The sequence below is a fragment of the Nocardioides ungokensis genome, from assembly GCF_013466985.1.
GTDB classification, from domain to species: Bacteria; Actinomycetota; Actinomycetes; order Propionibacteriales; family Nocardioidaceae; genus Nocardioides; species Nocardioides ungokensis.
The window spans coordinates 2,358,370-2,384,119 of sequence record NZ_CP059164.1; the positions used below are offsets into that span (position 1 = coordinate 2,358,370).

A 25,750-nucleotide genomic window follows, 5' to 3' on the forward strand; every position below is an offset into this window, starting at 1 on the left:
TCAGCTCCCGGTCGAGGCGTAGTGGCGCACGCCGGCGCGCCAGACGAGGGCGGTCAGCAGCCCGAGGACCACAGCCGGCACCGGCGAGGCGAGCTGGAGCCACGAGGGCAGGCCGAAGGGGTCGGGCCGGCCGAGCAGGTAGAGGCAGGGGTACCAGTTGACGAAGGCCAGCGGCAGCACGAAGGTCAACCCCTTGACCAGCTCACGCGGGAAGACGGTGAGCGGGTACTGCGTGACGGTGTTGCCGCCGTAGGTGAACGCGTTCGCGAACTCGCTGGCGTCGCTGGTCCAGAACTGCACGCACGAGAAGGCCACGAAGAGGCAGAAGAAGATCACCGAGCCCGCGACCACCATCTCGCCGGCCACGAGCACCCGGGCCGGCGTCCAGTCCACGAACCAGCAGGCCCACGCGAACACGACGAGCGCCTGGACGATCCGGGACACCCGCCGGAGCTGGAACTGGTCGGCGCAGACCTGGACGAGCAGCGGGACCGGGCGGACCATCATGGTGTCCAGGCTGCCCATCCGCACGTGCGCCCCGATCCGCTCGACACTGCCGATCAGCAGGTCCGCCACTCCGATGCCCAGGCCGGTGGCGCCGTAGAGCAACCCGATCTCGGTGAGCGAGAACCCGCCCAGGGCGTCGATGGTGTGGAACATCAACCACAGGCCGACGAAGTCGAGGGCGGTGATCAGCCCGCCGCCGATCGTCATGATCCAGAACGACAGCGGGTACGCCAGCGAGGCGCGCACCCACATGGACGCGATGGCGCGGTAGTCGGCGAGGGCGGGGCCGAGCTGCTCAACCACCCTGCACCACCACCTTCCGGGTGGCCGCCGACACGACCAGCTGGCAGCAGCCGAGGAGCGCGAGCGCCCAGAACGCCTGGAGCCCGAGCCCGCCGACCAGCGACCACCCGACGCGGTGCCCGAGCCAGATGTCGGCGGGAGTCTGCAGGTACGACGCCCACGGCAGCGCGAGGGCGAGGTCGCGGAGCGCTCCCGGGAAGATCACCAGCGGGAGCACCATCCCGCTCCAGAACAGCGCGAGCACGCCGCTGAGCATCCGGGCACCCTGGGCGTCGAGCAGCCAGAAGGCGGACGCGGCGAAGAGGAACCGCACCGCGAAGCTCACCACCACCGCGAGCACGATGCTCCCGAGGACGGCGAGCACGGCCAGCGGCGACCCGGGCAGGCGGATGTCGAACAGCAGCCAGCCGAGGACAGTGGGCGCCAGCCCGCGCGTGAGCAGGTGGTAGGCCGCGCGGCCGAGGTCGCCGGCGAGGTACCAGCCGAGCAGGCTCACCGGCCGGTAGAGGTCGATCGCGACGTCACCGGACCGGATCCGGTCGGCGAGCTCGTCGGTGGTGCCGCCGCCCCACAGGGCCACCGTCATCAGCAGGGCCTGCCCGATCCAGACGTAGGTGACCGCATCGGTGGCGTCGTACCCCCCGGCCCCGGCCGCTCCTCCCACAGCGCGAGGTAGGCGTAGGAGTAGATGACCCCGAAGGCGGAGTTGGTGAAGATCCCGGCCAGGGTCGCCGCCCGGTACGTGGAGTACCGCCGGAAGGCACGCCTCGCGACCGCGACGTGCAGCATGGCGGACCTCCGGGGTGGACGGGGTGGGGGCGCGACATGCTGCCATGCCCACGGCCCGCGTGTTCATGCGCCGGCGCCGGTCAGGTCTAGACCGAGATCGGGCAATTGCGTGTCCCGGGTCACACGACCGTGTCCTGTGACAGCCGCACGTCGTTGAGGGCGGCACACGTAAGACGGCCGGGCAGATCCCGGCCAACGCGCTTTCTCGGGGCCGTGCCAGCACAGCCACAGTCACAGTCAGTGCCGGGGGTGAACCTCCCGGCCGATAACCGGGGAGATCCATGTCATGCGTCACTCACTGAACGCCCGTCGTTCCGCCGCCCTCACCGCCGCGCTGGTGGTCGCCACCTGGAGCGCAGCCGCGCCGGCCACCGCAGACCCGGGCGGCCAGTCCGCCAAGCACGGCCACAGCCACGCGAAGGCCCACTCGAACGGTCAGGCGAAGGGCCGTGCCAACGGCCATTCCGACGCCGGGGCCGACGGCCACACGCAGGGCCAGGGCGGACACCACGCCACGACCCAGCAGCCGACCCACGACCACGGCAAGCCGCAGGGCGCCGGCAGCCACGCGAGCCACGGGGCCCACGGCACGCACGGAAGCAGCCACGGCGGCGGCGCCGGCGACCCGGCCGGCAACAACGGCACGGTGAAGATCGCACCCCTGGGCGCGATGGACTCCATCCCCAACAACACCCCGCACGTCGGCTGCAGCTTCCAGGTGGAGTGGTACGGCTACGACCAGGGCGCCGACATCGTCTCGAACGTCTCGTTCGCCATGTGGGCCCCGACGAAGGACGTCGGGCTGACCGTCCACGGTCCGGGCAGCGTGTTCGTGGGCGGCGACCCGGCCAGCGGCGCCGGCACCTCCTCCGGGCTCGACGGCCGCCAGGTCTACACGCTGTCCTTCGACGGCGCGCCCCAGGCGCAGCAGGGCTACCACGTGAAGCTGACGGTCGCGACTCCGCGCTCGCAGGGCAACGACACCAAGACGAAGGTCTTCTGGGTGCAGCCCTGCGCCTCCTCGCCCGGCACCGGCACCGGCACCGGCACCGGGACGGGCACCGGGGGCGGGTCCGGATCCGGCACCGGCACCGGTACCGGGGGCGGCTCCGGCTCCGCAACGGGCACCCACACCGAGTCCGGCTCCGGGACCGCGTCGGCGCCCGGCACCGGCACGGATGTGCTCGGCGCCCAGCTCGCTGCCAACGGCAACGGTGGGTCTGCCGACCGCGCAGGGTCCGGCGGCTCGGTCCCGACCGCTGTCGAGGCCGGTGAGGCCGGACGGTCCACCCTGGCCGACGTCGCCCGTTCGCCGTGGCCGCTCGGGCTGGTGGGCGCGGGCCTGATGATCGCGCTCGCCACGCTGGCCCAGCGCCGCCGTGCCGGCTCCGACAGCTGAGGCGGCCGGTCGCAGCAGCCGCACCTGGTGGCTGGCTGCGACCGCGGCCGTGCTCGTCGCCGGTGGCCTGGTGGCCTGGTTCCTCCAGGCCCCCGGCCCCGGGGTCTCCGCGGTCGGGGCGCAGTCCCCGGCCGCGGGCGCGGTCGACCTCGGTCCCTCAGCCCGTACCTCCGCACCGCCCGCCGAGCCCGAGCAGGCAGGACGGGTGGCCGGCTCGCCACGGCGGATCATCATCCCGGCCCTCCACGTCGACGCACCGGTGCTCCCGATCCGGACCACGGACGGGACCCTGGTGCCCCCCAGCGACCCGCAGGAGCTGGGGTGGTGGGCGGGCGGCGCCCGACCCGGGGCCGCCCGGGGGAGTGCGCTGGTTACCGGGCACACCGTGCACACCGGCGGTGGCGCCCTGGACGACCTCGAGACCCTTCATCGCGGCGACCGCGTGTCGGTGCGCACCGACCACGGCCGGCTCGGGTACGTCGTACGCCGGGTTCACGTCTACAGCAAGGGCTCCGTGGCCGACCACGCGCAGCGGCTGTTCAGCCAGCGCGTGCCCGGGCGGCTGGTGCTGGTCACGTGCGAGGACTGGAACGGTGAGGCCTACCTGAGCAACGTGGTGGTCACGGCGACGCCTCGGTGACCCCTCGGGCCCGGGAATACTCGGCTCCGCAGCTCGGTTGGGAGGATCAGTTGCGGATTCAACTACCAAGCCCTCAGGAGCCTCCATGCAGCTCGGCATCTTCACCGTCGGGGACGTCACCACCGACCCCACCACGGGTCGGACGCCGACCGAGCACGAGCGCATCAAGAGCACGGTCGCGATCGCGCGGAAGGCCGAGGAGGTGGGTCTCGACGTCTTCGCGACGGGGGAGCACCACAACCCGCCGTTCATCGCGTCGGCCCCGACCACGACGCTCGCCTACATCGGTGCGCAGACCGAGCGGATCATCCTGTCGACCGCGACGACGTTGATCACCACGACCGACCCGGTGCTCATCGCGGAGAACTACGCCAAGCTCCAGCACCTCACCGACGGTCGGGTCGACCTGATGATGGGCCGCGGCAACACCGGCCCGGTCTACCCCTGGTTCGGCAAGGACATCCGGCAGGGCATCAACCTCGCCGTCGAGAACTACGCGCTGCTGCACCGCCTGTGGCGCGAGGACGTCGTGAGCTGGGAGGGCCGCTTCCGCACGCCGCTCCAGGGCTTCACCTCGACGCCGCGCCCGCTCGACGGCGTCGCGCCGTTCGTGTGGCACGGCTCGATCCGCAGCCCCGAGATCGCCGAGCAGGCGGCGTACTACGGCGACGGGTTCTTCCACAACCACATCTTCTGGCCCGCGTCGCACACCCAGCAGATGGTGGGGCTCTACCGGCAGCGGTTCGAGCACTACGGGCACGGACCCGCGGACACCGCGATCGTCGGCCTGGGCGGTCAGTTCTTCATGCGCCGGAACAGCCAGGACGCCTGGAACGAGTTCCGCCCGTACTTCGACAACGCCCCCGTCTACGGCCACGGCCCCTCGCTGGAGGACTTCACCGCGCAGACGCCGCTGACCGTCGGCTCGCCGCAGCAGGTGCTCGAGCGCACCCTGTCCTTCCGTGACTACGTGGGCGACTACCAGCGCCAGCTGTTCCTCGTCGACCACGCGGGCCTGCCCCTGAAGACGGTGCTCGAGCAGCTCGACCTGCTCGGCGAGATCCTGCCGGACCTGCGGGCGGGCTTCGCCGAGGGCCGCCCGGCACACGTCCCGGATGCGCCGACGCACGGCTCCCTGGTCGCGGCCCGACAGTCCGCCGGGGCGCGCGCATGACCACCGTCGTGGTCGTCTCGGCGGGCCTCTCGAACCCGTCCTCCACCCGGCTGCTCGCCGACCGGCTCGCCGCCGCGACCCAGGACGCGCTGGAGGAGGTGGAGGTCACGCACGTCGAGCTGCGTGTCCTGGCCCACGAGCTGACCGACCACCTGCTCACCGGGTTCCCGGGGCCTGCGCTCTCGGCGGCCCTCGACGCCGTACGTCGTGCGGACGGGCTGATCGCGGTGACGCCGGTCTTCGCCGCGTCCTACTCGGGGCTCTTCAAGACGTTCTTCGACGTGCTCGAGCACGGTCTGCTCGACGGCAAGCCGGTCCTCGTCGCCGCGACCGCCGGCACCGCCCGGCACTCGCTCGTGCTCGACCACGCGTTGCGGCCGCTCTTCTCCCACTTCCGCGCGGTCGTGGTGCCGACCGGCGTCTTCGCGGCCACCGACGACTTCGCCGGCACCGACCTCGACACCCGTGTCCGGCGCGCGGCCGGGGAGCTCGCCACCCTCGCCGGCAAGGTCACCGCGCCCGACGCGGCGTCCACCGCCCGGCGGTCCGTCGAGGACGAGCTCGCCGACCCGACGCCGTTCGAGGAGCTGCTGCGGCGGGCCAGCCGGGGCTGACCCGCCGCGTCGCGGCCCGGCTCTCGCCGGCCTCAGTGCTGGTAGGTCCCCTGCACGATCGCCCGTCCGGCGGTCTTGAAGGCCAGGTTGAAGGACACCACGGCTGGGGAGGCGTCGGAGTCGACCCCGAGCGTCTCCTCCTTCACGGCGTGCACGACGAAGAAGTAGCGGTGCACCTGGTCCCCGGACGGCGGGGCCGCCCCCAGGAAGCCCTTCGAGCCGCCGTCGTTGCGGCACATGAACGCCTTGCCCGGAAGGGCGGCGCCCTCGGCGCCGGCGCCCGCTTCGAGCGAGGTGCAGTCGGCCGGCAGGTCCACCAGCACCCAGTGCCAGAAGCCACTGGGCGTGGGCGCGTCGGGGTCGAAGCAGGTCACCGTGAAGCTCTTCGTGCCCTCGGGCACGTCGGTCCAGGACAGCTGCGGCGAGGTGTTGCCGGCAGCGGCGACCTGGTCGTCCTTGAGCGGCTGCCCGTCGGCGACGTCGGCACTGGTCACGGTGAAGGACGGGACCTGCGGCAGCAGGTCGTAGGGGTTGGGGTGCACCGGACGGTCGAGGCTCATGGGTCTCCTTCTCGTCTAGCTGAGATGACGGGTCGCGCCCAACCTAGTCCGGTGGGTGAACCGGCGCCCGGCTCCGGGCACGGACCCCAGCGATGATGGTGCGGTGGACGACTTCCCGCCGTACCCCTCCGGCCTCCGGCTCGCCGGGCGACCTGTGGTGGTCGTCGGTGGCGGGCACGTCGCCCAGCGTCGGGTGCCGGCGCTGCTGGCCGTCGGGGCCGTCGTCACCGTGGTCTCGCCCGAGGTCACCCCGGCGCTCGAGGGGCTGGTCGGCTCCGGCGAGGTGACCTGGGTGGAGCGCGGCTTCGAGGAGCCGGACCTCGACGGCGCGTGGTACGCCATCGCTGCGACCGACGACACCGAGGCCAACGAGCGCGTCACCGTCGCCGCGGAGGAGCGCCGCATCTTCTGCGTCCGCGCCGACGACGCCACCCGGGCCACCGCGTGGACCCCGGCCGTGGGCCGGCACGCCGGCGTGACCGTGGCGGTGCTGGGCAACCGCGAGCCCCGACGCTCCGCGGCCGTCCGCGACGAGATCCTCGAGGGGCTGCGTGAGGGCACGATCGTGGCCCGGCACCAGCGTGACCGCCGGGCCGGGGTCGTGCTGGTCGGCGGTGGCCCGGGCGACCCGGACCTGATGTCGGTCGCGGGACGCAAGGCGCTGATGGAGGCCGACGTCGTCGTCGCGGACCGGTTGGCGCCGCGCGAGCTGCTCAGCGAGCTGCCCAGCGACGTGGAGCTGATCGACGTGGCGAAGCTGCCGCGCGGCCGCTCGGCCCAGCAGGAGGAGATCAACCGGGTCATCGTCGAGCGGGCGCTCGAGGGCAAGCTGGTGGTGCGGTTCAAGGGCGGCGACAACTTCGTGTTCGGCCGCGGCTACGAGGAGGTCCTCGCCTGCCGCGAGGCCGGCGTCCCGGTGACCGTGATCCCGGGGCTGACCAGTCCGGTCGCCGTACCCGCCGTCGCCGGGATCCCGGTCACCCACCGGGGGGTGGCGCACGAGTTCACCGTGATCTCCGGCCACCTGCCGCCCGGGCACCCGGAGTCGCTCGTGAACTGGGGTGCCGTCGCCGGGATGTCGGGCACCGTCGTCCTGATGATGGCCGTGCACAACGCGGGCGCCATCGCCGCGGCGCTCGTCGACGGCGGCCGCCCGCTCTCGACCCCGGTCGCGGTGGTCTGCGACGGGACCATGCCGGGGGAGCGCACGGTACTCTCCACGCTCGCGTCACTGGGGCGTGACATCGAGACCGAGCGGGTGAAGGCGCCCGCGATCATCGTGGTGGGGGGAGTGGTGGCGGTGGCCCACCCGCAGGCTTTCGGTGGTCGAGCAGTGAGCGAAGCGAACGTGTCGAGACCCGACTGATGGCCACCCTGCTCGAGATCACCGACCCCGCCGACCCGCGCCTCGCCGACTACCGCGACCTGCGAGACGTCCAGCTGCGCAAGGCGCTGGAGACGACGCACGGCCTGTTCCTCGCCGAGGGGGAGAAGGTCGTACGCCGTGCCGTCGAGGGCGGCTTCTCACCCCGGTCGTTCCTGATGGCGCCGAGGTGGCTCGACGGGCTCGCCGACGTGCTCGGCACCACCGACGCGCCCTGCTTCGTGATGTCCGAGGCCCTGGCCGAGGAGGTCACCGGCTTCCACGTCCACCGTGGGGCCCTGGCCTCGCTGGAACGACTCCCACTCCCGTCCGTCGCCTCGGTCCTGGAGGGCGCCCGGTCGGTGCTGGTGCTCGAGGACATCGTCGACCACACCAACGTGGGGGCCATCTTCAGGTCCGGTGCCGCCCTGGGCTTCGACGCGGTGCTGCTGGCGCCGCGGTGCGCGGACCCGCTCTACCGCCGCTCCATCAAGGTGGGCATGGGCGCGGTCTTCTCGACACCCTGGACCAGGCTGCCCGACTGGTACGACGCGCTGCCCACGCTGTCTTCGTACGGCTTCACCACCGTGGCGCTCACCCTCGCCGACGACGCCACGCCCATCGAGTCCGCGGTGGCGGGCGTCGACAAGGTCGCGCTGGTCCTGGGCTCGGAGGGGCACGGCCTCTCGGCCCGCTGGGAACAGTCCGCGGACCGCCGCGCGATCATCCCGATGCGGGAGGGCATCGACTCCCTCAACGTCGCCGCGGCCACCGCCGTCGCGTGCTACGTCACCGCCCGCCGTTGAATGCGCGACCGCGCTGTCGCTCGGAACAGCCCGGCCAGGTCCCGACCGAGCGCCACGCGACCGTGCACGACGGCAGTCAGTGCTTCAGACCGTCAGCTCGTAGATGATCTCCAGCCCGTCCTCGTCGTCCCACTGCTCGCCGTTCTCCACGAAGGGGTACTGGGCGATGAGCGCCAGCGACGCAGCGTTGCCGGGGAGACCGTGGCGCGCAGCGTGCGGACGGCCGGGTCAGCCCGGGCGCGCGACAGCATGGCCTCCAGCGCGGCGCGGGCGTAGCCCCGACGCCGGCAGACAGGGTCGATGCCGTACCCGACCTCCACCATCCCGTCGGGGTCCGGCGCCGCGTGGAAGCCTGCCCGTCCGACCGCTCGCTGCTCGTCGTCGTCCCAGACGACCCCGGTGACCCACGCCGCGTCCTCCGGGGTCTCGACCACCTGGAGGGCCCGTCGGCGCCAGGTGCTGACGCACTCGGGGCTCGCCAGCCACTCGGTGAGCTCCACGGGCGAGGTGTCGCGGGCGCGCGCGAGATCGCCGTCAGCCAGTGCCGCCAGGGTGGCCCCGTCCAGCTGGACGATGCGGACGGAAGGTCTCGTGGTCCCCGGCGGTGTCGTCACCCCAGGATTGTGCTCCGGCGCCGGAACGGGTTGCGACTTCTTTTCGTCGCCTTCCCGACAGCGTCGGGCACCACATCCTTCGCCTTCCGGCCCTTCTTGCGCGCGTTCTTGTCCGCCGTCTTCACCGGGTGCGCCAGCGCCGGCGGCAGCATCAGCCGCACGCTCGTCGTGAACATCCGCCGCGCCTGTCCGAGCAGCGGCAGGCCCAGGGGCAGCAGGATCACGGTCACGCACAGGATCACCGCCACCAGGCCCACGACCGCGGCCAGGATCCAGAGCAACCCTCCGAGCAGACCTCGTAGCAGTCTCATCGTCGGTACCTCCCTCGCTTGCCCCGTACCCGCGGGCGGGGATGATGATGCGATGAGGATCGAGCTGCTGTACGTCGACGGGTGCCCGCACCGGGCCGTGGCCGACGCTCGGCTCCGAGCGGCCATGGAGGCCGTCGGCATCGGAGAGCTCGAGATCGAGCACGTGCTGGTGTCCGGCCAGGACGAGGCGGAGGCGTGGGGCTTCCTCGGCTCACCCAGCGTCCACATCGACGGGGCGGACCCGTTCGCGGAGCCCGGGGCGTCGGTCGCGCTGGCGTGCCGGCTCTACCGGACCACCACCGGCCCGGACGGGGCCCCGTCGGTCGACCAGCTGGCCCGGGCCCTGCGCGACCGGGTCTAGTTCCGGGTCTGGTTCCGGGTCTGGTTCCGGGGCTCGGACCGCGAGTACCTCAGCAGCACGACGCCGTTCCCGAAGACGCGGCTCTCGACGAGCGCGAGGTCGCGCACGAGGTCGGAGGTGAAGAGCCGCTTCCCGTGGCCGACCAGCGTCGGGTGCACGTAGAGCCGCAGCTCGTCCACCAGGTCCTGCGCGAGGAACGTCGATGCGAGGTCGGCGCCGCCCAGCGCCAGGTCACCACCCGGATCGGCGCACATCGAGCGGATCTCCGGGGCCGAGACCTCGCGCCGGATCGCGGTGTTCCAGCCGGCCGAGGACAGCGTGCGCGAGTAGACGACCTTGGGCATCTCCCGCCAGATCCGCGCGAAGTCGGCGATCGGGGCCGGGGCGTCCGGATCGGCGTCGGCGGTCGGCCAGAAGTCGGCCATCAGTTCCCATGTCACCCGCCCGTCGAGGAAACCGCTCATCCCGACAGGACCTCGTTGAAGTGCTCGTGCACCTCCTCGTCCACGCGGTGCCAGCCGAGGTCCCCGTCCGGACCCGCGATGAACCCGTCGACTGAGACCGACATGAACAGCACGACCTTCTTCATGCCGACACGTTCTCAGGCCGGCCAGCCCTCCGGGAACTCTTCGACGGCCTTGTCGTGCTGTTTCTGCAGCTTCTTGCGCTGCTTGGTCGAGAGCCGGTCACCGAAGACCGTGCCGAGGGTGTGGTCGGTCTCGTGCTGCAGGCAGCGGGCCAGGAGACCGTCGCCGGAGAACTCCACCGGCTCGCCGGTGAGGCCGGTGCCGCGCACCGTGGCGACGTCGGGGCGAGCACACTCGACGAAGGCCCCGGGGAAGGACAGGCAGCCCTCGTCGCCGTCGTCGAGGCGCCGGTCGCGTCCCTCCGGCAGCGTGAGGACCGGGTTGCACACGACGCCCACGGTCCGCTCGCCCGACTCGTCGGGGCAGTCGAAGACGAACACCGCCAGGTCGACCCCGATCTGGCAGGCCGCCAGGCCGACGCCGTCCGCGGCGTACATCGTCGCGACCATGTCGGCCACGAGTGCCCGCAGGTCGTCGTCGTACGCCGTCACCGGCTGCTGGGCACGGTGCATGACGGGCGTGCCCCACCGGGTCATCGGACGGACGGTGCCGCCGTCGGGGAGGGGACCGTACGGCGCATGTTCGGGGGCGTCAGGCATGGGCGGGAGCCTAGCGAAGCGACACGTGTGACCCGGGACACCACCCGACCTGTAGCCGCGCGTGTAACTCCGAGTTACATTTGCCGCATGTCCCTGACGAAGAGCTTCAAGAGCACGGGCCTCAGGCCCGGCGGCAAGCACGGGCTGTCCTCCCAGGAGTCGCGCGATCCGATCGGGTTCGCGGTGGCGGCGCTGAGCCGGGTCGCGCAGAGCGACCTCATCGACCGGCTGGGGCTGCGCAAGCAGGCCGAGCAGGCCGTGTTCACGGTGACCCGCAGTGGCTTCAAGACCATGACGACCGCCAGCCGCGGCTTCACGAAGGCGGGGAAGAAGGGCAAGCCCGGCGTAAGGGTCCCGGCCGCGGCGCCGAAGGGGGTCTTCGACCTCACCCCCACCGAGGACGAGCAGATGCTCGTCGACGTGGTCACCGAGTTCGCCGACGAGGTCGTCCGCCCCGCCGCGACCGAGGCCGACGAGTCCTGCGAGGCACCCGATGCGCTGCTCAAGGCGAGCCTCGAGATCGGGCTGCCCATCCTCGGCGTCCCGGAGGCGCTCGGCGGCATCTCCGAGGAGCGCTCGGCCATGGCCGGCACCCTCGTCGCCGAGGCGCTGGCGAAGGGGGACCTGGGCCTGGCCGTTGCGGCGCTGGCTCCGGGTTCGGTCGCGACCGCCCTCGCGCTCTGGGGCACCGACGAGCAGCAGCAGACCTACCTGCCGGCCTTCACCGGGGACGAGGTTCCCGCGGCCGCCCTCGCCCTCAACGAGCCCACGGTGCTCTTCGACGTGCTCGACCCGTCGACCACCGCGACGCGCAGCGGCGACGGCTACGTCCTCAACGGCGTGAAGTCGCTCGTCGTGCGCGGCGCCGAGGCAGAGCTCTTCGTCGTGGGCGCCGAGCTCGACGGGAAGCCGGTGCTGTTCCTCGTCGAGGGCGGCACCGACGGCCTCGAGGTCGAGGGTGACCCGGCGATGGGCGTCCGGGCCGCAGCCCTGACCAGGCTCACGCTCACCGACGTGGAGGTCCCCGACAGTGCCGTCCTCGGCACGACCGACGGCACGACGTACGCCGAGTGCGTGCGGCTCTCGCGCCTGGCCTGGTGCGCGCTGGCCGTCGGCGCCGGCCAGGCGGTGCTGGACTACGTGACGCCGTACGTGAAGGAGCGTGAGGCGTTCGGCGAGCCGATCGCGCACCGCCAGTCCGTGGCCTTCATGGTCGCCAACATCGCCATCGAGCTGCAGTCGATGCGGCTGCTGACCTACAAGGCGGCCGCCCGGGCCGCCGCGGGCAAGGACTTCGCCCGCGAGGTCGCACTGGCCCGGAAGCTGTGCGCCGACAAGGGCATGCAGATCGGCCTCGACGGCGTCCAGCTGCTCGGTGGCCACGGGTTCGTCAAGGAGCACCCGGTGGAGCGGTGGTACCGCGACCTCCGGGCCGTCGGAATCATGGAAGGTGCGGTGCTTGTCTGATGGCCATCAATCTCGACGACCCGAAGAAGTTCCGGCCGCTGGCGGGACAGGCCCACCAGGTCGCCATGAACATGCTGCGGCCGATCTCCCGCAAGTACGACCGTGCCGAGCACGAGTACCCCAAGGAGCTCGACATGCTCGCGGCGATGATCGACGGGCTCTCGGAGTCCGGCGCCGGCGAGGGGGCGGGTGCCGCCGGCGTACGTCGCGACGAGAGCGACCAGGACACCGGCGTGAAGAACGGCGCGAACCTCGCCTCCGTCATGTCGATCCAGGAGATGTGCTGGGGCGACGTCGGCCTGCTGCTCTCGATGCCCCGCCAGGGCCTCGGCAACTCCGCCATCGCCAGCGTCGCCGACGACGAGCAGCTGAAGCGGTTCGAGGGCGTGTGGGCCGGGATGGCGATCACCGAGCCGGGCACCGGCTCGGACTCCGCCAACATCAAGACCACGGCGACCCTCGACGGCGACGAGTACGTCCTCAACGGCGAGAAGATCTACGTCACCTCCGGAGACCGCTGCGATGCCGTCGTCGTGTGGGCAACCCTCGACCGGTCGCTGGGCCGCGCCGCGATCAAGTCGTTCGTGGTGCCGAAGGGGACGCCCGGGATGCGGGTGGACCGGCTCGAGCACAAGCTCGGCATCAAGGCCTCCGACACCGCCACGATCATCTTCGAGGACTGCCGGGTGCCGAAGGAGAACCTCCTCGGCTCCCCGGAGGTCGACGTCAAGCAGGGCTTCGCGGCGCGCGATGGCGACCTTCGACAACACCCGGCCCCTGGTGGCCGCGATGGCCGTCGGCTGCGCCAAGGCCGCCCTCGACCTGACCCGCGAGCTGCTGGAGCAGGCCGGCGTCGTCGTCGACTACGACCGCCCGGCCGTCACCCAGTCCGCCGCTGCCGCCAAGTTCCTCCAGATGGAGGCCGACTGGGAGGCCGCGCACCTGCTGATGCTGCAGGCGGCGTGGATGGCCGACAACCGCAAGCCCAACTCGCTGGAGGCCTCGATGGCCAAGGCGAAGGCCGGCCGCGTGGGCTCCGACATCACCCTCAGCTGCGTCGAGCTGGCCGGCTCCGTCGGCTACAGCGAGACCGAGCTGCTGGAGAAGTGGGCGAGGGACTCCAAGATCCTCGACATCTTCGAGGGCACCCAGCAGATCCAGCAGCTGATCGTGGCCCGCCGCGTGCTGGGCCTGTCGAGCACCGCTCTCAAGTAGCGCCTCAGGCCAGCAGGGGCGCCAGGGCCGCGACGTCCTCCGGGCCGGCCAGGTCCCGCAGCGCCACGAACACCGTGTCGACACCCCGGTCGGCCAGCACCCCGTAGCGGTCGCGCTGGTCGGCCGGGGTGCCGGCGTTCGTTCGCCGTGCGAAGGCGGCTGCGGGGGAGCGGCCCCGCTGCCGCTCGACGCGCGCCCAGGTGTCGTCACGGTCCCGGCCGACGACCGGGAGGTCGAGCACCGTGACCGCGACCTCGGCAGGGTCACGCCCCACCGCCCGGCAGTGCGCACGGAGCACATCGACCTTGCGGTCCAGCGTCTCGAGGTCCGAGGGCACGTTGCAGCCGTCGGCGAGCTCGGCCGCGATCCGCAGGGTCCGCCGTTCGCCGCTCCCGCCGACGATCACCGGGATGCGTCCGGCCGGTCGGGGTAGCACGTCGTCTCGGGCAGGCTGACGCGCTGCCCGTCGTACGCCTTGGTGCCCGGCGCCCACAGGGCGCGCATCGTCTCGATCGCGGCCGCCAGGGCGTCCAGCCGTTCGCGGGCGGGTGGGAGATCGAGGCCGTACGCCGCGTGCTCCCGGGCCCACCAGCCGGCCCCGACACCGACGAACGCACGACCTCCGGTGAGCGCGTCCAGGGTGGCCGCAGCCTTGGCGGTGATGCCGGCGGGCCGGAACGTCACCGGCGTGACGAGGGTGCCCAGGCTCAGCCCGGTCCCGAGCCCGGCGACCAGCCCCAGGGTGACCCACGGCTCCGGGATCGGCTCCCACGCCCGGTCGACCTGGGGGATCTGGATGAGGTGGTCCATCAGTGCGAGGCCGGCGAACCCCGCCTCGTCGGCAGCCCGGGCGATCGCGGCCATCCAGCCGGCCGGGTCCTCGCCCCACGGGAACCGGGACACCTGGAGGACCACGCGCAGCCCCTGCGAGGTCCTCCGCTCCGGAGTCGTGCGGTGCACGGTGCGCTCTGCCGCACTGTCCGCCACACGACCCGTGTCGGGCTCCACCCGGTGCACGAGGTCCCAGCCTTCGGCCTCCGCCGCCCGGACCAGCTCACGATGGCGTCGCAGCTGGCCGGCCAGGGCCGACGCCGGCACCGGTCGGTCACGCGACGAGTTGCGCCGACGGCACTCCGCGTCCGGGGTGTCCATGAGAACCAGGACGGCGGGGAGGCCGGCTCCGCGCGCCGCGAGCAGCCAGCGCGAGCGGCGCTCCGCGTCGAGGCCGAGGGTGTCCACCACCGTGGTGAGACCGCGGGCCAGCCGCGCGTCCACGATCCGCTCCAGGAGCGTGAACGCCTCTTCCGTGGCGTCCAGGTCGTGTGGACCGCTGCCGACGACGCCGCGCAGCGCGTCGGAGGACACGACCTCCTCGCGCCGGTACCGCGCCGCCGCCCAGGTCGACTTGCCGGCGCCCGAGGGGCCGACCAGCACGACCAGCGCCGGGTCAGGGATCCGCATGAGCGGATTCTGCCCGGCGCTGCGTCGCGGTGCGAGGGGTCGGTCAGCCGCGGCCGATGTCCGTGGCCGTGGGCTCGGAAGTGGTGGGCCTGGTGGTGGCGGCCTTCTTCGCCGGCGCGCTCGTGGCCGCCTTGGCGGAGGGAGCCTTCTTGGCCGGCGCCTTCTTCGCGGGGGCCTTGGTGGGAGGCAGCTTGGCCCCGGGGGCCGACGGCGGCGCCTTCTTGGCCGCCTTCGTGGCAGGGGACTTCCTGGCAGGAGACTTCCTGGCCACCGACCCGGCGACGTCGGCCGGGGTCACGTCCACGGCGGCGGGGTCCGCGGCTGCGTCGATGCTGGTGGTCGTGGTGGTCTTGTTCGCGGCCGGCGCCTTCTTGGCGGGCGCCTTCTTGGCGGGCGCCTTCTTGGCGGGCGCCTTCTTCTCGGGGGCCTTGTTCGCGGGGACCTCGGGGGCCGCGGACGTGCGCTGCGCCGGCGGGGTCGGCGCACTCGCCGGAGCTTCGGGCGCCTTCGGCGTGGCCTTGCGGCCCGGCAGGCGGGAGATGACGACCCCGGACGCCGACTTCGTCACGTGGTCGGCGACGAGCTTGCCGCGCGCGACGGTCCCCTTGGCCTGGTCCACCGCCTTCCCGGCGACTCCGGCGGGGTCCTTGATGGTCCCCAGAGCGGTTTCCTTGATCCTGCCGAGTGAGAACTTGTGCGGCACGTTGGCGCATCCCTTCGTTGATCGACGTCCGACGGTCCGTGCGTCGTCGGCTCCTCACGAGTCAAGCACGCGGGCGGAGGCGCAGGTGAAGGGCGGGTGCACCGGATCGGCGCACCCGCCCTGGTGGACGGTCGGGGTGAGGGACGCGATGAGGGTCAGGAGATCGCCCGGAAGGGGTCGTGCTCCGCGAGGAGCTTGTCCACGCGGGCCTGGTCGAGCCGGGAGACGACGTACTGGTTCTCCTGGGCGTCGCGGACGCACTTGGCGAGCGTGAACGACGAGGTGGTCAGGAACATGGTGCCGAGGCCGAGGAAGGCGCGGATCCAGGGATCGACGGGCAGGTAGAGGACCGCCACGATCATGGTCAGCAGGGCGATGCCGAAGGAGACGCCGGCCTGCAGGAAGAAGGCGCTGGTGTTCTTGGACTGGTTCGGAGTGCTCATGGCCGCAAGCCTCGCGCCGCGGGTAGGGCGCCGGTATCCGCGTGCCTACTCGACCTCCAGAGCGGGTACCTGAGTAGGCATACCCAGCACGTCGCGCCCAGGAGGACCGGATGCCCGCCCCCAAGCTGTACGCCGACACGCACGCCCGCTTCGCCGGGCAGCTGATCGGAGACGTCCTGTTCGTCTGCTGGCTCGTCGCGTGGATCTGGATCGGGCACGCGGTGCACGACCAGACCCTCGAGCTGGCCGGACCCGGCCAGCAGACTGCGGACTCGGCCACCAGCCTGGCGGGATCGCTGACCGACGCGGGCGACGCCCTGAGCGGCGTACCGGTGGTGGGGGACAGCGTGTCGTCACCCTTCGACCAGGCCTCCTCGGCCTCCCAGCAGCTCGCGGAGGCGGGCCGGGCGGAGGTCCGGGCCGCCGAGCGGCTCGCCTTCTGGTTGGGTCTCTCGATCGCGGCCATCCCGATCCTCGTGGTGGGCACGCGCTACCTGCCCGGCCGGATCCGCTACGTCCGGGAGGCCACGGCGGGGCAGCGGTTCATCGACAGCGAGGCCGACCTCGACCTGTTCGCGCTCCGGGCCGTCACCCACCAGCCGATGCACGTGCTCGCGCGCGTCACCGACGACCCGGTGGGAGCCCTGCGCACCGACGACCGGGAGGTCATCGCCCGCCTCGCGGAGCTCCAGCTGCGGGCGCACGGGCTGCGCTCGACCACGGTTCGGCCGACCGGGGTGCGGGCATAGTGACAAGCGTGTCCGACACTTCACGCCCCGACCTGATCGTCTCCGTCCTCGACGACGCGTTCGCGCCGCTGATGAAGGCCGACCCGGTCGCCTTCCGCGGCAAGTACCGCAAGATGGCGGCCGACCCGCACGCGTTCTACCGGGGGAGCGCCTGCCTGTTCTACGCCGACGTCACCCAGGACGAGGACCCGTACGCCGACGACCGCAGCGGCCGCATCTGGATCCACGGAGACCTCCACGTCGAGAACTTCGGCACCTACCTCAACTCCGACGGCAGGCTGGTCTTCGACATCAACGACTTCGACGAGGCCTACCTCGGCCGCTTCACCTGGGACCTGCAGCGGTTCGCCGCCTCGCTCGCCCTCGTGGGCTGGCAGAAGGCACTGCCCGAGGACGACGTCCGCTCGCTGATCGGCAAGTACCTCCGCTCCTACCTCTCGCAGGTCGACGCCTACCGCAAGAGCGAGGACGACGACGACTTCGCGCTGCACCTCGACAACACCCACGGCCCCATCCACGAGGCCCTCGTGACGGCTCGCATGCAGCGGCGGGCCGAGCTGCTCGACGACGCGACCGTCCTCAGCGACGGCGCCCGGGTGCTGCGCGAGGACTCCTCGGTGCGCCGGCTGGGGAAGAAGGAGCGGGCCCAGGTGGTCCGCGCGTTCGAGGGCTACCTCGACACGATCCCCGAGGACAAGCGGTTCGACCGCGAGCTTTTCTACGAGCTGCGGGACGTCGCGGGAAAGTCCGGGTTCGGGATCGGCAGCGCCGGTCTCCCGGCGTACAACCTGCTGGTCGAGGGCTACAGCCAGGCGCTGGACAACGACGTGCTGCTCTCGATGAAGCAGGCCAACATCCCGGCTGTGAGCCGGTTCGTCGACACCAGCGAGGTCGACGACTACTTCGAGCACGAGGGACACCGCACGGTCGTGAGCCAGCGGGCACTGCAGGTCCACACCGACCCGCTGCTGGGCTACACCACGATCGACGGCGTCGGGTACGTCGTCTCCGAGGTGTCGCCCTACGAGGTGGACCTGGACTGGTCGGACATCACCGAGCCGGACGACATCGCGGCGGTCGTCGACCTGCTGGGCCGGGCGACGGCCAAGATCCACTGCGCCTCGGACGAGGACAGCTCCCAGGACCTCGTGGACTTCCAGGTCGAGGAGGCCATCGCGAAGAGCGTCGAGGGGCGGCGCCGCGAGTTCACGACCTGGGTGACCGACTTCGGGATGACCTACGCCGAGCAGGTGCGCGAGGACCACGCCCACTTCGTGCACGCGTTCCGCCAGGGGAAGATCGGCGTCTCCTCCACCTGAGCCGGACGTTCCGCTCCCGTGATCGGGCTCACTGCTGCACGATGCCCGCGCCGGCCGACGGTTCGACCAGCAGGTGCTGGGGCGCGCGGAAGCCGGCGGCCACGAACGCGGTGTCGACCGCACGCACGACGGCCTCGACCCGTTCCTCGGGCACCAGGGAGACCGCGGAGCCGCCGAAGCCGCCACCCGTCATCCGGGCGCCGACGGCACCCGCCTCGACCGCGGTCTGCACGACCGTGTCCAGCTCGGGGCAGGAGATCTCGAAGTCGTCGCGCATCGAGACGTGGGAGTCCAGGAACTGACGGCCCACCTCCCGCCAGTCGCCGGCGTCGATCGCCGCGGTGGTCGCACGCACCCGCTCGATCTCGCTCACCACGTGGCGGGCCCGGCGGCGGATCCGCTCGTCGTCGAGACCCTCCACCGCGGCCAGGGAGGCGTGCCGCAGCGAGGGCACCCCGAGCCCCGTGGCGGCGTCCTCGCAGTCCTTGCGGCGGGCGGCGTAGCCGCCGTCGACCAGCGCATGGGAGACGCGGGTGTCGGTGACCAGCAGCGCCAGGCCCGCGACTTCGAGGGCCAATGGCACCTGCCGCGTGGTGTGGTCCTCGAAGTCGATGAGCAGCGCCGCACCGGCCTCGGCCATCAGCGCCACCGTCTGGTCCATGCCGCCGGTGGGTGCGCCTGCGACCTCGGTCTCGGCACGCATGCAGGCGGCGACCAGCCCGTGCCGGTCCGCCGCGGTCGCGTCCGGGCCGAGCAGGTCGACGAGGGCGACGGCGACCGAGCACTCGAGCGCGGCCGAGCTGGACAGGCCCGCCCCGAGCGGGACGGTCCCGTGGACGAAGACGTCGACGCCCGGGACGTCGTGCCCGGCCTCGCGGAGCGCCCACAGCACGCCCGCGGCGTACGCCGCCCAGCCGGACACCTCTCCGGGCCCGAGCCGGTCGACGGTGCCCTCCCACGGCTCCGGCGCCTGGAGGCTGGTGATCCGCACCCGGCGGTCGTCGCGCGGGGCGACCGCGCGTACGTCGCGTGCGGGAGCGCGAGCGGCAGGCAGAGGCCGGCGTTGTAGTCGGTGTGCTCGCCGATGAGGTTGACCCGTCCGGGGGCACGGCCGACGACGGTCGCCGAGGACCCGAAGGCCGACTCGAAGTGGTTGCGCACCTCGCGCGCGAGATCGGCGGGGGAACCGGGCTCCACGAAGGACATGGCCGTCACCCTAGGCTCTGGAGCATGACCGAGGGCCAGGGCATCTCAGAGGAGCACGTCGAGCTCGCCCACCAGCTCCACGACCTCGCGCGGATGGGCCATGTCCAGCGCCTGCTCGCGTACGTCGAGGCGGGGGTCCCGGTCGACCTGACCGACCCGGCGGGGAACACGCTGCTGATGCTCGCGGCCTACCACGGGCACGCGGACGTGGTGGACGGGCTGGCTCGGCAGGGCGCGGACGTGAACCGCCTCAACGACCGGGGCCAGTCGCCGTTGGCCGGTGCGGTGTTCAAGGGGGAGGACGAGGTGGTCCGGGTTCTCCTCACGCACGGGGCGGACCCCGATGCAGGCTCGCCGACCGCGCGGGCCACGGCGGAGATGTTCGGTCGGAGCCTCTGAGCGGACTCGCGTAGATTCCTCCGACGTGCAGTTCCTCAACGACGCCAGCCCGCAGAACGACCTGACCTACGACGACGTCTTCATGGTGCCCCGCCACTCCGCCGTCGGCAGCAGGTACGACGTCGACCTGGCCACCTCAGACGGCACCGGCGCGACCCTCCCGCTCGTCGTCGCGAACATGACCGCCGTCGCCGGCAAGCGGATGGCCGAGACCGTGGCCCGGCGCGGTGGGCTGACGGTGATCCCGCAGGACATCCCGATCCCGGTCGTCGCCGAGGTGGTCCGCTTCGTGAAGTCGCGTCACCGCGTCTTCGACACCCCGATCGAGCTGACGCCGCACCAGACCGTCGCCGAGGCGCTGTCGCTGATCCCGAAGCGGGCGCACCGCGCTGCGGTCGTCGTGCGCGAGGGCCGTCCGGTGGGCGTCGTCTCGGAGGCGGACTGCACGGACGTGGACCGGTTCGCCCAGGCCCAGGACGTGATGAACCCGCACCTGGTGACCATCACCGTCGACACCGATCCGCGGGCCGCCTTCGACGCGCTGCACGCCGCCAAGGCCCCGGTCGCCGTCGCCGTGGACGGCGACGGGCTGCTGCTGGGCGTGCTCACCCCCACCGGTGCCCTTCGCGCGACCGTCTACGAACCCGCGACGGACCGCGACGGCGGGCTGCGCATCGCCGCGGCCGTCGGCGTCAACGGGGACGTGGCCCGCAAGGCGGCAGACCTGCTGGCGGCAGGCGTCGACTGCCTCGTGGTGGACACCGCGCACGGGCACCAGGACCGGATGCTCGAGGCCCTCGCTGCGGTCCGCGCCCTCGCGCCCGAGGTGCCCATCGTGGCCGGCAACGTGGTCTCGGCCGAGGGCACCCGGGCGCTGATCGAGGCCGGCGCCGACATCGTCAAGGTCGGCGTGGGGCCGGGGGCCATGTGCACGACGCGGATGATGACCGGCGTGGGGCGCCCGCAGTTCTCGGCGGTGCTGGAGTGCTCGGCCGCTGCCCGCGCCCTCGGCCGGCACGTGTGGGCCGACGGGGGAGTGCGGCACCCGCGGGACGTGGCGCTGGCGCTGGCCGCGGGCGCCTCCTCGGTGATGATCGGGTCGTGGTTCGCCGGGACCCACGAGTCACCCGGTGACCTGCTGCACGACTCGCAGGGCCGGGCCTACAAGGTCTCCTTCGGCATGGCCTCGGCCCGGGCGGTCGCGAGCCGGACCGCCACCGAGTCGGCGTTCGACCGGGCCCGCAAGGGGCTCTACGAGGAGGGCATCTCCTCCTCACGCATGTACCTCGACCCGGCCCGACCCGGCGTGGAGGACCTCATCGACCAGATCTGCTCCGGTGTCAGGTCCTCGTGCACCTACGCCGGGGCGACCACGCTCGCGGAGTTCCACGACCGGGCCGTGGTCGGCGTGCAGTCCGCGGCGGGGTTCCACGAGGGAAGGCCGCTCGCCACCAGCTGGTGACGAGCGGCCTCCGGGTCGTGCTCGGGGCAGACGGGACTCAGTCGACAGCCGGGTCGCGCTCGACCGAGAGGACGAAGTCGTCCCCGTGCTCGGTGACACCGGCCACGACGGCTGCCTCGACGGCCTCCGCGGCGTACTTCTGACGGACCATGAGCGGGTCGTTGCGCAGGTCCTTCACGAGGGCGACCGACAGGCCGATCATGACCACGACGAACGGCAGCGCCGCCACGATCGTGATCGTCTGCAGGCCCGTGAGCGCGTCCGAGCCGCCGACCAGCAGCATCACCGCGGCCACGGCACCAGTTGCAACGCCCCAGAAGATGACCGTCGGCTTGCTCGGCTCGATGGTGCCGCGCTCGGAGAGCGTACCCATCACGATCGAGGCGGCGTCGGCGCCCGAGACGAAGAAGATCGCCACCAGGGCCATCACCACGATGCTGGTGACCGTGGCCCACGGGTAGGCCTCGAGGGTGCTGAACAGCTGCGTCTCCACGCCGCCGGCGCCCGCGATGTCGGTGCCGGTCTGCTGGAGCTTGATGGCCGCACCGCCGAAGATGCAGAACCACACGAGGCTGACCAGGCTCGGCACCAGCAGCACGCCGCTGACGAACTGGCGGATGGTGCGGCCGCGGGAGATCCGTGCGATGAACATGCCGACGAACGGCGTCCATGAGAGCCACCAGGCCCAGTAGAAGATGGTCCAGCTCTGCAGCCACTCGTTGGTCGAGCCGCCCTCGGCACCGGTCCGGGCCGACATCATCGCGAGGTCCTGGATGTAGGAGCCGAGCGAGGTCGGGACGAGGTTCAGGATGAACACGGTCGGGCCGACGAGGAACACGAACAGCGCCAGGGCGATGGCCAGCACCATGTTGATGTTCGAGAGCCACTGGATGCCCTTGGCGACACCCGAGACGGCGGACAGCACGAACGCGACCGTCAGCACCGCGATGATGATGACCAGGATGCTGTTGCCGGTGGCGCTCCAGCCGCTGACGATGTGCAGGCCGGAGCGGATCTGCAGGGCGCCGAGGCCCAGGGACGCGGCGGACCCGAAGAGCGTCGCGAAGATCGCGAGCATGTCGATGACCTTGCCGGCGGGGCCGTTGGCGTGCTTGCCCAGCAGCGGCTCGAACGCCGCGGAGATCAGCTGCAGGCGGCCCTTGCGGTAGACGCCGTAGGCGATCGCGAGGCCGACGACGGCGTAGATGGCCCACGGGTGGAGGGTCCAGTGGAAGAGCGTGGTGGCCATGGCGTTCTGCGTGGCCTCGGGGTTGCCGGCGGCGCCGGTGCCCGGAGGGGGCGTGGCGAAGTGGGTGATCGGCTCGCTCACGCCGTAGAACATCAGGCCGATGCCCATGCCGGCGCTGAACATCATGGCGACCCAGGAGACGGTCTTGAACTCCGGCTCCTCGTCGTCACGTCCCAGGGTGATGTTGCCGTAGCGGCTCAGGGCCAGCCAGAGCACGAACACGACGAAGCCGCTCGAGGTGAGCACGAAGAGCCAGCCGGTGTTCGCCATCGTCCAGCTCAGTGAGTCGCCGGAGACCTTGGCCAGCGACGAGGTGCTGACGAACCCCCAGACGAGGAAGGCGACCGCGATCACCGCGGAGACGCCGAAGACGACCTTGTCGAGGCCCGCACGGGTGTGCCCGGCTTCCTCGACCGGCACGTCCAGGGCGGGGTGGAGCTCGGTCTCGCCGGCCGACGCTCGTGCGTCGCCGTCGCCGGTCCGGGGACGGGGTGGATGCGTGGTGGGGTCCTGCTGTGTCGTCACGTGTGTCGGCGCCGGTGGAGACGCCGCCTCCTTCGCTCGATCAGGTGCGGGGGACGTTCGACCGTGCCAAGGCAGAAGCCTGAGCGCAATCTGAGAAAGACACTTCCCCGCCCCGCAATCCGGTGAAACCGCTGGTCAGTGCACGGTTTCCGGGAACAGCGTGATCTCCGGCACGTGACTCGTCACCAACCGCCTCGCAGCGGCGCGGTCAGGAGCCGAACCGGTCGACGTAGGCGATGACCCGGTTGAAGAGCATCGTGACCGAGGCCTGGTCGACCAGACCGGGGGAGGGCTCGTCGGCGAGCTCGTAGAGCAGCGGGGCGGCCTCGGCCACCCCGTGCTCCTGCGCGACCCGGGCGCAGACCCGAGCGGCGTCGCGGACCGGTCCGGCCTCGACCGTCCACACCGACTCGAAGATCCGGTCGCGGTCGCGGACCTCGCCCTGGCCGGGCAGCTCCCACGCGGTGAGCACCACCGGCAGGTCGTGGGAGTCGCACACCACGAACCACTCGCGCCGCATGGGGTCGTCGCCGCGGAGGTCCACCCGCGTCAGGCGGCCAGCCTCCTTCCGGCTCCCCGTCGCCGCCTCGGCGAAGACCAGCGTCGAGCGGGCGACCCGGGCGAGCTCGGCCCAGCGCTCCTGCGCCGACCCGAGGTACCGCTCGCGCTGGAAGCCGCCGAAGAGGTGCGCCCGTTGCGCCCGGGCGCAGAACTCGTCCTCGATCGCCCACGAGAGGGCCAGGAGCGTGGACTTGCGCAGCCGTTGAGCGACCAGATGGGGGTGACGACGCCGCAGCTCGGCGAAGACCGAGGGGGTGCCCGGCTCGGCCGCGGCCATGGCCTCGGCGATGGCGACGTCGAGCCGGACGCCGGCGTCGCGGCGTCGCGTCACGTGGTCGACCGCTGCGACGTGCCCCTCGTCGTATCGACGGTGCCCGCTGTCGAGCCGGATCGGCGTGGGGAACCCGTGGCGGGTCTCCCACATGCGCAGGGTCGCAGGGCTCACCCCGGTGCGCCGGGACAGCTCGCCGATCGTGAGGACCGAATTCGCGTCCGACTCTTGCGTGGACGCCGGTGGCGTGGTCATGTTGGAAACGATACTTCAACAAACTGTTGAAGTACATGTTCAACTTTGGAGGCGATGGCGATGGCCATCAACGAGACACCCACCGCGGGTCGCGGGAACGGCACGTCCACCGGCCGCGTCAGCAGCGAGCCGCTCGACGGCACGAGCGGAGAAGTCGTCGACTGGACCGATCTCGGCCGGTCGATGTGGTCCTTCCTGACCGTACGCGAGGCGGCGATCAACTACCGCTTCGTGGACATGAGCGTGGAGGTGCCACGCGACACCGGTTCCAACGCCCCACGCGCCGTCTGGAAGCTCAACGGGACCCTCCAGGTCACCACCGACGACAACGCGTCGGACCGGGGCTGACGTCGTGCCCGGCGATCTGCACGTCGTCGCCGACCTCTCGTTCGCCGTGGAGGTGCCCGGCGGCCGGACCGTGCACGGGACCCTGCGCGGCGCGGGCAACCGCTTCGTGCTCGAGGTCGACGATCCCGGCGCCTTCGCCGGTGACCGCGACGCGCCGGCGATCCGGACGCTCGCGGCCGGCCTCGCCGGTCGGGGCATGGCGGTGCGGGTCGTCCAGGACGACCGGCACCTGGTCACGTTCGGAGCCGTGCGCGCCCCGTGGTGGCAACGCCGGGTCACCGGATCGCGGTTCATCCGCCTGGGCAGCCTGCGTGGCGCGTGGACCTCGGCCCGGTCGCGCACTCGGGACACCGCACCGGTCCTGCCGGACGACTCGCTCACGCCACCGACGACGTTGTGGCCCCCGGCCCCGACGTTCCAGCGCCGGCCCCGGCGTCGGGTCACGACCACCCACGACCCGGCCCGGGGTGGCGGTCCACGCCTGGTGCTGGTCGCCGGGCAGGACGTCTGGGCCGGGCAACGACAATCGGTGTACTGGCTCGCCGACACGGTCACCACCATCGGCAGCGATCAGGGCTGCGACGTGTGCCTGCCGCAGCTGCCGGAGGTGCAGGCGGAGGTCCACCACGACGAGGCCGACGAGCTCGTCATCGTCGCGCGCAGCCCCGGGGTCAGGGTCAACGGCGCACCGGTGCGTCGCCAGGTCCTCCGGACCGGCGCCCGCGTCGAGGTCGGGCCGTGGCAGCTCGCCTACTACCGGGAGGAGTACGCAGACCACGGTCGGCCCTACGGGGGTCGGATCGGCGGAGAGCTCGGCCACCAGCGTCCGCAGCCGCCCCGCGACCACCTCAGGTGACCGGCAGCTCCCGCGACCCTAGGCACGACGTCAGCTGCGGGAGCTGCGCTCGCTCCGCCCGCGGACGATGCCGATGAAGGCCTGGACCCTGGGATCGTCGTTGTCGACGAGCCAGGCCAGGCCGACCTTCGTCGGCGGCAGGTCGGTCACCGGTCGGTACGTCGTGTCCTTGCGGTGGTGGAGCCGGGCCACCGACATCGGCACGATGACCACCCCGGTCCCGCCGGCGACGACCTCGACGGCGTCCTGCACCGACATGGGTGGCCAGTCGAGCTGCTCGGCCGACGGCCGCCAGCCCGACTCGTGGGGGAGCACCAGCTGCTCGTCGTCGAGGTCCTCGAGGGTGACCTCCTCCACGACGGTCGCCACGTGGTCCTTGGCCACCACGGCCACCGGGACCTCGTCGTACAGCGGGATGCAGTGGAGGCCGTCCCGGTCGATCGGGAGCCGCACGAGGCACATGTCGAGGCTCCCGTCGCGCAGCGCCGCCTCCTGGCTCTCCTGCTCCACCGGCACCAGCTCGAGGAGCTCGCCGGCGTGACGACGACGCCACGTGCCCGCCCACTTGTCGGGGGTCGCCCCGGTCACGAATCCGACGCGGAAGGGCGGCTGGGGCGTGGGCACGCGGTCAGGC

General features: G+C 72.1%; 30 protein-coding genes and 3 pseudogenes. 16 read left to right on the plus strand and 17 right to left on the minus strand.

What is annotated here, in order from left to right; all coding sequences use genetic code 11:
* From H0S67_RS11565 to H0S67_RS25145, 3 genes are read right to left on the minus strand one after another with little or no spacing between them, the layout of a single operon-like run.
* Entirely contained in the window at window positions 1-810 is an 810-nt protein-coding gene (locus H0S67_RS11565; protein WP_246354671.1) for an ABC transporter permease, read from the minus strand.
* Window positions 803-1,396 (minus strand): ABC transporter permease, encoded by a 594-nt coding sequence (locus tag H0S67_RS11570; RefSeq protein ID WP_246354672.1) that lies wholly within the window; start codon window positions 1,394-1,396, stop codon window positions 803-805. Before H0S67_RS11570 ends, H0S67_RS11565 begins: the two co-directional genes overlap by 8 nt.
* On the minus strand, window positions 1,396-1,599 hold the full coding sequence (locus H0S67_RS25145) for a hypothetical protein (protein WP_246354673.1): 204 nt from the start codon (window positions 1,597-1,599) through the stop codon (window positions 1,396-1,398). The genes H0S67_RS11570 and H0S67_RS25145 overlap by 1 nt, the downstream gene beginning before the upstream one ends.
* A 286-nt stretch (window positions 1,600-1,885) precedes the next feature.
* Between H0S67_RS25145 and H0S67_RS11575 the strand changes: the two genes are divergently transcribed.
* The 4 genes from H0S67_RS11575 to H0S67_RS11590 all read left to right on the plus strand — a co-directional run bounded on the left by H0S67_RS11575 (window position 1,886) and on the right by H0S67_RS11590 (window position 5,426).
* Window positions 1,886-2,998: a hypothetical protein gene (locus H0S67_RS11575; protein ID WP_180933192.1), complete on the plus strand. Its 1,113-nt coding sequence runs from the start codon at window positions 1,886-1,888 to the stop codon at window positions 2,996-2,998.
* Window positions 2,979-3,638, plus strand: a complete 660-nt coding sequence (locus H0S67_RS11580) for a class F sortase (protein ID WP_180933193.1) — start codon at window positions 2,979-2,981, stop codon at window positions 3,636-3,638. The genes H0S67_RS11575 and H0S67_RS11580 overlap by 20 nt, the downstream gene beginning before the upstream one ends.
* Window positions 3,639-3,723: 85 nt before the next feature.
* The gene (locus H0S67_RS11585; protein WP_180933194.1) at window positions 3,724-4,812 is read left to right on the plus strand and encodes an LLM class flavin-dependent oxidoreductase; all 1,089 of its coding nucleotides are present in this window, start codon (window positions 3,724-3,726) and stop codon (window positions 4,810-4,812) included.
* Window positions 4,809-5,426, plus strand: a complete 618-nt coding sequence (locus H0S67_RS11590; protein ID WP_180933195.1) for an FMN reductase — start codon at window positions 4,809-4,811, stop codon at window positions 5,424-5,426. The genes H0S67_RS11585 and H0S67_RS11590 overlap by 4 nt, the downstream gene beginning before the upstream one ends.
* A 32-nt stretch (window positions 5,427-5,458) precedes the next feature.
* Here the strand turns inward: H0S67_RS11590 and H0S67_RS11595 are convergent, their stop codons facing one another.
* Window positions 5,459-5,986, minus strand: coding sequence for a YbhB/YbcL family Raf kinase inhibitor-like protein (locus H0S67_RS11595; protein WP_180933196.1), 528 nt, complete (start codon window positions 5,984-5,986; stop codon window positions 5,459-5,461).
* 103 nt (window positions 5,987-6,089) lie between these two features.
* Here H0S67_RS11595 and cobA point away from each other — a divergent pair, with 103 nt between their 5' ends.
* Together cobA and H0S67_RS11605 are read left to right on the plus strand one after the other, a co-directional pair.
* The gene (cobA, locus tag H0S67_RS11600) at window positions 6,090-7,352 is read left to right on the plus strand and encodes a uroporphyrinogen-III C-methyltransferase (RefSeq protein WP_180933197.1); all 1,263 of its coding nucleotides are present in this window, start codon (window positions 6,090-6,092) and stop codon (window positions 7,350-7,352) included.
* Window positions 7,352-8,155, plus strand: a complete 804-nt coding sequence (locus H0S67_RS11605; protein WP_180933198.1) for a TrmH family RNA methyltransferase — start codon at window positions 7,352-7,354, stop codon at window positions 8,153-8,155. The genes cobA and H0S67_RS11605 overlap by 1 nt, the downstream gene beginning before the upstream one ends.
* A 92-nt stretch (window positions 8,156-8,247) precedes the next feature.
* Here the strand turns inward: H0S67_RS11605 and H0S67_RS11610 are convergent, their stop codons facing one another.
* Together H0S67_RS11610 and H0S67_RS23605 are read right to left on the minus strand one after the other, a co-directional pair.
* Window positions 8,248-8,769 carry a GNAT family N-acetyltransferase gene (locus tag H0S67_RS11610; RefSeq protein WP_219635232.1) on the minus strand — a complete coding sequence of 174 codons (522 nt, stop codon included), beginning with the start codon at window positions 8,767-8,769 and terminating at the stop codon, window positions 8,248-8,250.
* Window positions 8,766-9,050, minus strand: a complete 285-nt coding sequence (locus H0S67_RS23605; RefSeq protein WP_219635233.1) for a hypothetical protein — start codon at window positions 9,048-9,050, stop codon at window positions 8,766-8,768. The genes H0S67_RS11610 and H0S67_RS23605 overlap by 4 nt, the downstream gene beginning before the upstream one ends.
* Window positions 9,051-9,132: 82 nt before the next feature.
* Between H0S67_RS23605 and H0S67_RS11620 the strand changes: the two genes are divergently transcribed.
* Window positions 9,133-9,441 carry a thioredoxin family protein gene (locus tag H0S67_RS11620; protein ID WP_180933199.1) on the plus strand — a complete coding sequence of 103 codons (309 nt, stop codon included), beginning with the start codon at window positions 9,133-9,135 and terminating at the stop codon, window positions 9,439-9,441.
* Here the strand turns inward: H0S67_RS11620 and H0S67_RS11625 are convergent.
* The 3 genes from H0S67_RS11625 to def are packed head-to-tail and all read right to left on the minus strand — an operon-like array spanning window position 9,438 to window position 10,627.
* Window positions 9,438-9,905: a dihydrofolate reductase family protein gene (locus tag H0S67_RS11625; protein ID WP_281368836.1), complete on the minus strand. Its 468-nt coding sequence runs from the start codon at window positions 9,903-9,905 to the stop codon at window positions 9,438-9,440. The two genes, H0S67_RS11620 and H0S67_RS11625, sit on opposite strands and share 4 nt — an antisense overlap.
* On the minus strand, window positions 9,902-10,030 hold the full coding sequence (locus H0S67_RS26710) for a dihydrofolate reductase family protein (RefSeq protein WP_281368837.1): 129 nt from the start codon (window positions 10,028-10,030) through the stop codon (window positions 9,902-9,904). Before H0S67_RS26710 ends, H0S67_RS11625 begins: the two co-directional genes overlap by 4 nt.
* A 12-nt stretch (window positions 10,031-10,042) precedes the next feature.
* Window positions 10,043-10,627 carry a peptide deformylase gene (gene def, locus H0S67_RS11630; RefSeq protein WP_180933200.1) on the minus strand — a complete coding sequence of 195 codons (585 nt, stop codon included), beginning with the start codon at window positions 10,625-10,627 and terminating at the stop codon, window positions 10,043-10,045.
* An 87-nt stretch (window positions 10,628-10,714) separates the two neighbouring features.
* Between def and H0S67_RS11635 the strand changes: the two genes are divergently transcribed.
* A complete protein-coding gene (locus H0S67_RS11635; protein WP_180933201.1) occupies window positions 10,715-12,094 on the plus strand; it encodes an acyl-CoA dehydrogenase family protein in 1,380 nt (459 codons plus the stop codon).
* Here the strand turns inward: H0S67_RS11635 and H0S67_RS28165 are convergent.
* Window positions 12,069-12,545 carry a hypothetical protein gene (locus H0S67_RS28165; RefSeq protein ID WP_246354674.1) on the minus strand — a complete coding sequence of 159 codons (477 nt, stop codon included), beginning with the start codon at window positions 12,543-12,545 and terminating at the stop codon, window positions 12,069-12,071. The genes H0S67_RS11635 and H0S67_RS28165 overlap by 26 nt on opposite strands.
* On the opposite strand from H0S67_RS28165, the pseudogene H0S67_RS28170 reads away from it, so the two are divergent.
* Both H0S67_RS28170 and H0S67_RS28175 read left to right on the plus strand, forming a co-directional pair.
* Window positions 12,493-12,717, plus strand: a pseudogene (locus H0S67_RS28170) (acyl-CoA dehydrogenase family protein); the annotation flags it as partial. The gene H0S67_RS28165 and the pseudogene H0S67_RS28170 overlap by 53 nt on opposite strands.
* 127 nt (window positions 12,718-12,844) lie before the next feature.
* Window positions 12,845-13,309: an acyl-CoA dehydrogenase family protein gene (locus H0S67_RS28175; RefSeq protein WP_246354675.1), complete on the plus strand. Its 465-nt coding sequence runs from the start codon at window positions 12,845-12,847 to the stop codon at window positions 13,307-13,309.
* A 4-nt stretch (window positions 13,310-13,313) separates the two neighbouring features.
* Here the strand turns inward: H0S67_RS28175 and H0S67_RS11645 are convergent.
* The 3 genes and pseudogenes from H0S67_RS11645 to H0S67_RS11655 all read right to left on the minus strand — a co-directional run bounded on the left by H0S67_RS11645 (window position 13,314) and on the right by H0S67_RS11655 (window position 15,916).
* A pseudogene (locus H0S67_RS11645) lies at window positions 13,314-14,770 on the minus strand (LLM class flavin-dependent oxidoreductase).
* Between the two features lie 43 nt (window positions 14,771-14,813).
* Window positions 14,814-15,473, minus strand: coding sequence for a hypothetical protein (locus H0S67_RS11650; RefSeq protein WP_180933202.1), 660 nt, complete (start codon window positions 15,471-15,473; stop codon window positions 14,814-14,816).
* A gap of 155 nt (window positions 15,474-15,628) precedes the next feature.
* Window positions 15,629-15,916, minus strand: a complete 288-nt coding sequence (locus H0S67_RS11655) for a YiaA/YiaB family inner membrane protein (RefSeq protein ID WP_180933203.1) — start codon at window positions 15,914-15,916, stop codon at window positions 15,629-15,631.
* A 110-nt stretch (window positions 15,917-16,026) separates the two neighbouring features.
* On the opposite strand from H0S67_RS11655, the gene H0S67_RS11660 reads away from it, so the two are divergent.
* Window positions 16,027-16,665, plus strand: coding sequence for a hypothetical protein (locus H0S67_RS11660; protein ID WP_180933204.1), 639 nt, complete (start codon window positions 16,027-16,029; stop codon window positions 16,663-16,665).
* 8 nt (window positions 16,666-16,673) lie between these two features.
* Entirely contained in the window at window positions 16,674-17,984 is a 1,311-nt protein-coding gene (locus tag H0S67_RS11665) for a DUF2252 domain-containing protein (protein WP_246354678.1), read from the plus strand.
* A 28-nt stretch (window positions 17,985-18,012) separates the two neighbouring features.
* Here H0S67_RS11665 and galK read toward each other — a convergent pair.
* Window positions 18,013-19,190: pseudogene (galK, locus tag H0S67_RS11670) on the minus strand (galactokinase).
* A 24-nt stretch (window positions 19,191-19,214) separates the two neighbouring features.
* Here galK and H0S67_RS11675 point away from each other — a divergent pair.
* Entirely contained in the window at window positions 19,215-19,589 is a 375-nt protein-coding gene (locus H0S67_RS11675; RefSeq protein WP_180933205.1) for an ankyrin repeat domain-containing protein, read from the plus strand.
* Window positions 19,590-19,614: 25 nt separating this feature from the next.
* On the plus strand, window positions 19,615-21,051 hold the full coding sequence (locus H0S67_RS11680; protein WP_180933206.1) for a GuaB1 family IMP dehydrogenase-related protein: 1,437 nt from the start codon (window positions 19,615-19,617) through the stop codon (window positions 21,049-21,051).
* Window positions 21,052-21,088: 37 nt separating this feature from the next.
* On the opposite strand, the gene H0S67_RS11685 is transcribed toward H0S67_RS11680, so the two are convergent.
* Together H0S67_RS11685 and H0S67_RS11690 are read right to left on the minus strand one after the other, a co-directional pair.
* Window positions 21,089-22,825, minus strand: a complete 1,737-nt coding sequence (locus H0S67_RS11685) for a BCCT family transporter (RefSeq protein ID WP_180933207.1) — start codon at window positions 22,823-22,825, stop codon at window positions 21,089-21,091.
* 208 nt (window positions 22,826-23,033) lie between these two features.
* Entirely contained in the window at window positions 23,034-23,912 is an 879-nt protein-coding gene (locus tag H0S67_RS11690; RefSeq protein ID WP_180933208.1) for a DICT sensory domain-containing protein, read from the minus strand.
* A gap of 60 nt (window positions 23,913-23,972) precedes the next feature.
* Between H0S67_RS11690 and H0S67_RS11695 the strand changes: the two genes are divergently transcribed.
* Window positions 23,973-24,260 (plus strand): hypothetical protein, encoded by a 288-nt coding sequence (locus H0S67_RS11695; RefSeq protein WP_219635235.1) that lies wholly within the window; start codon window positions 23,973-23,975, stop codon window positions 24,258-24,260.
* A gap of 4 nt (window positions 24,261-24,264) precedes the next feature.
* A complete protein-coding gene (locus H0S67_RS11700; RefSeq protein ID WP_180933210.1) occupies window positions 24,265-25,116 on the plus strand; it encodes an FHA domain-containing protein in 852 nt (283 codons plus the stop codon).
* A 30-nt stretch (window positions 25,117-25,146) separates the two neighbouring features.
* Here H0S67_RS11700 and H0S67_RS11705 read toward each other — a convergent pair whose 3' ends face one another.
* Window positions 25,147-25,740 carry a LysR family substrate-binding domain-containing protein gene (locus tag H0S67_RS11705; RefSeq protein ID WP_180933211.1) on the minus strand — a complete coding sequence of 198 codons (594 nt, stop codon included), beginning with the start codon at window positions 25,738-25,740 and terminating at the stop codon, window positions 25,147-25,149.
* Window positions 25,741-25,750: the final 10 nt, after the last annotated feature.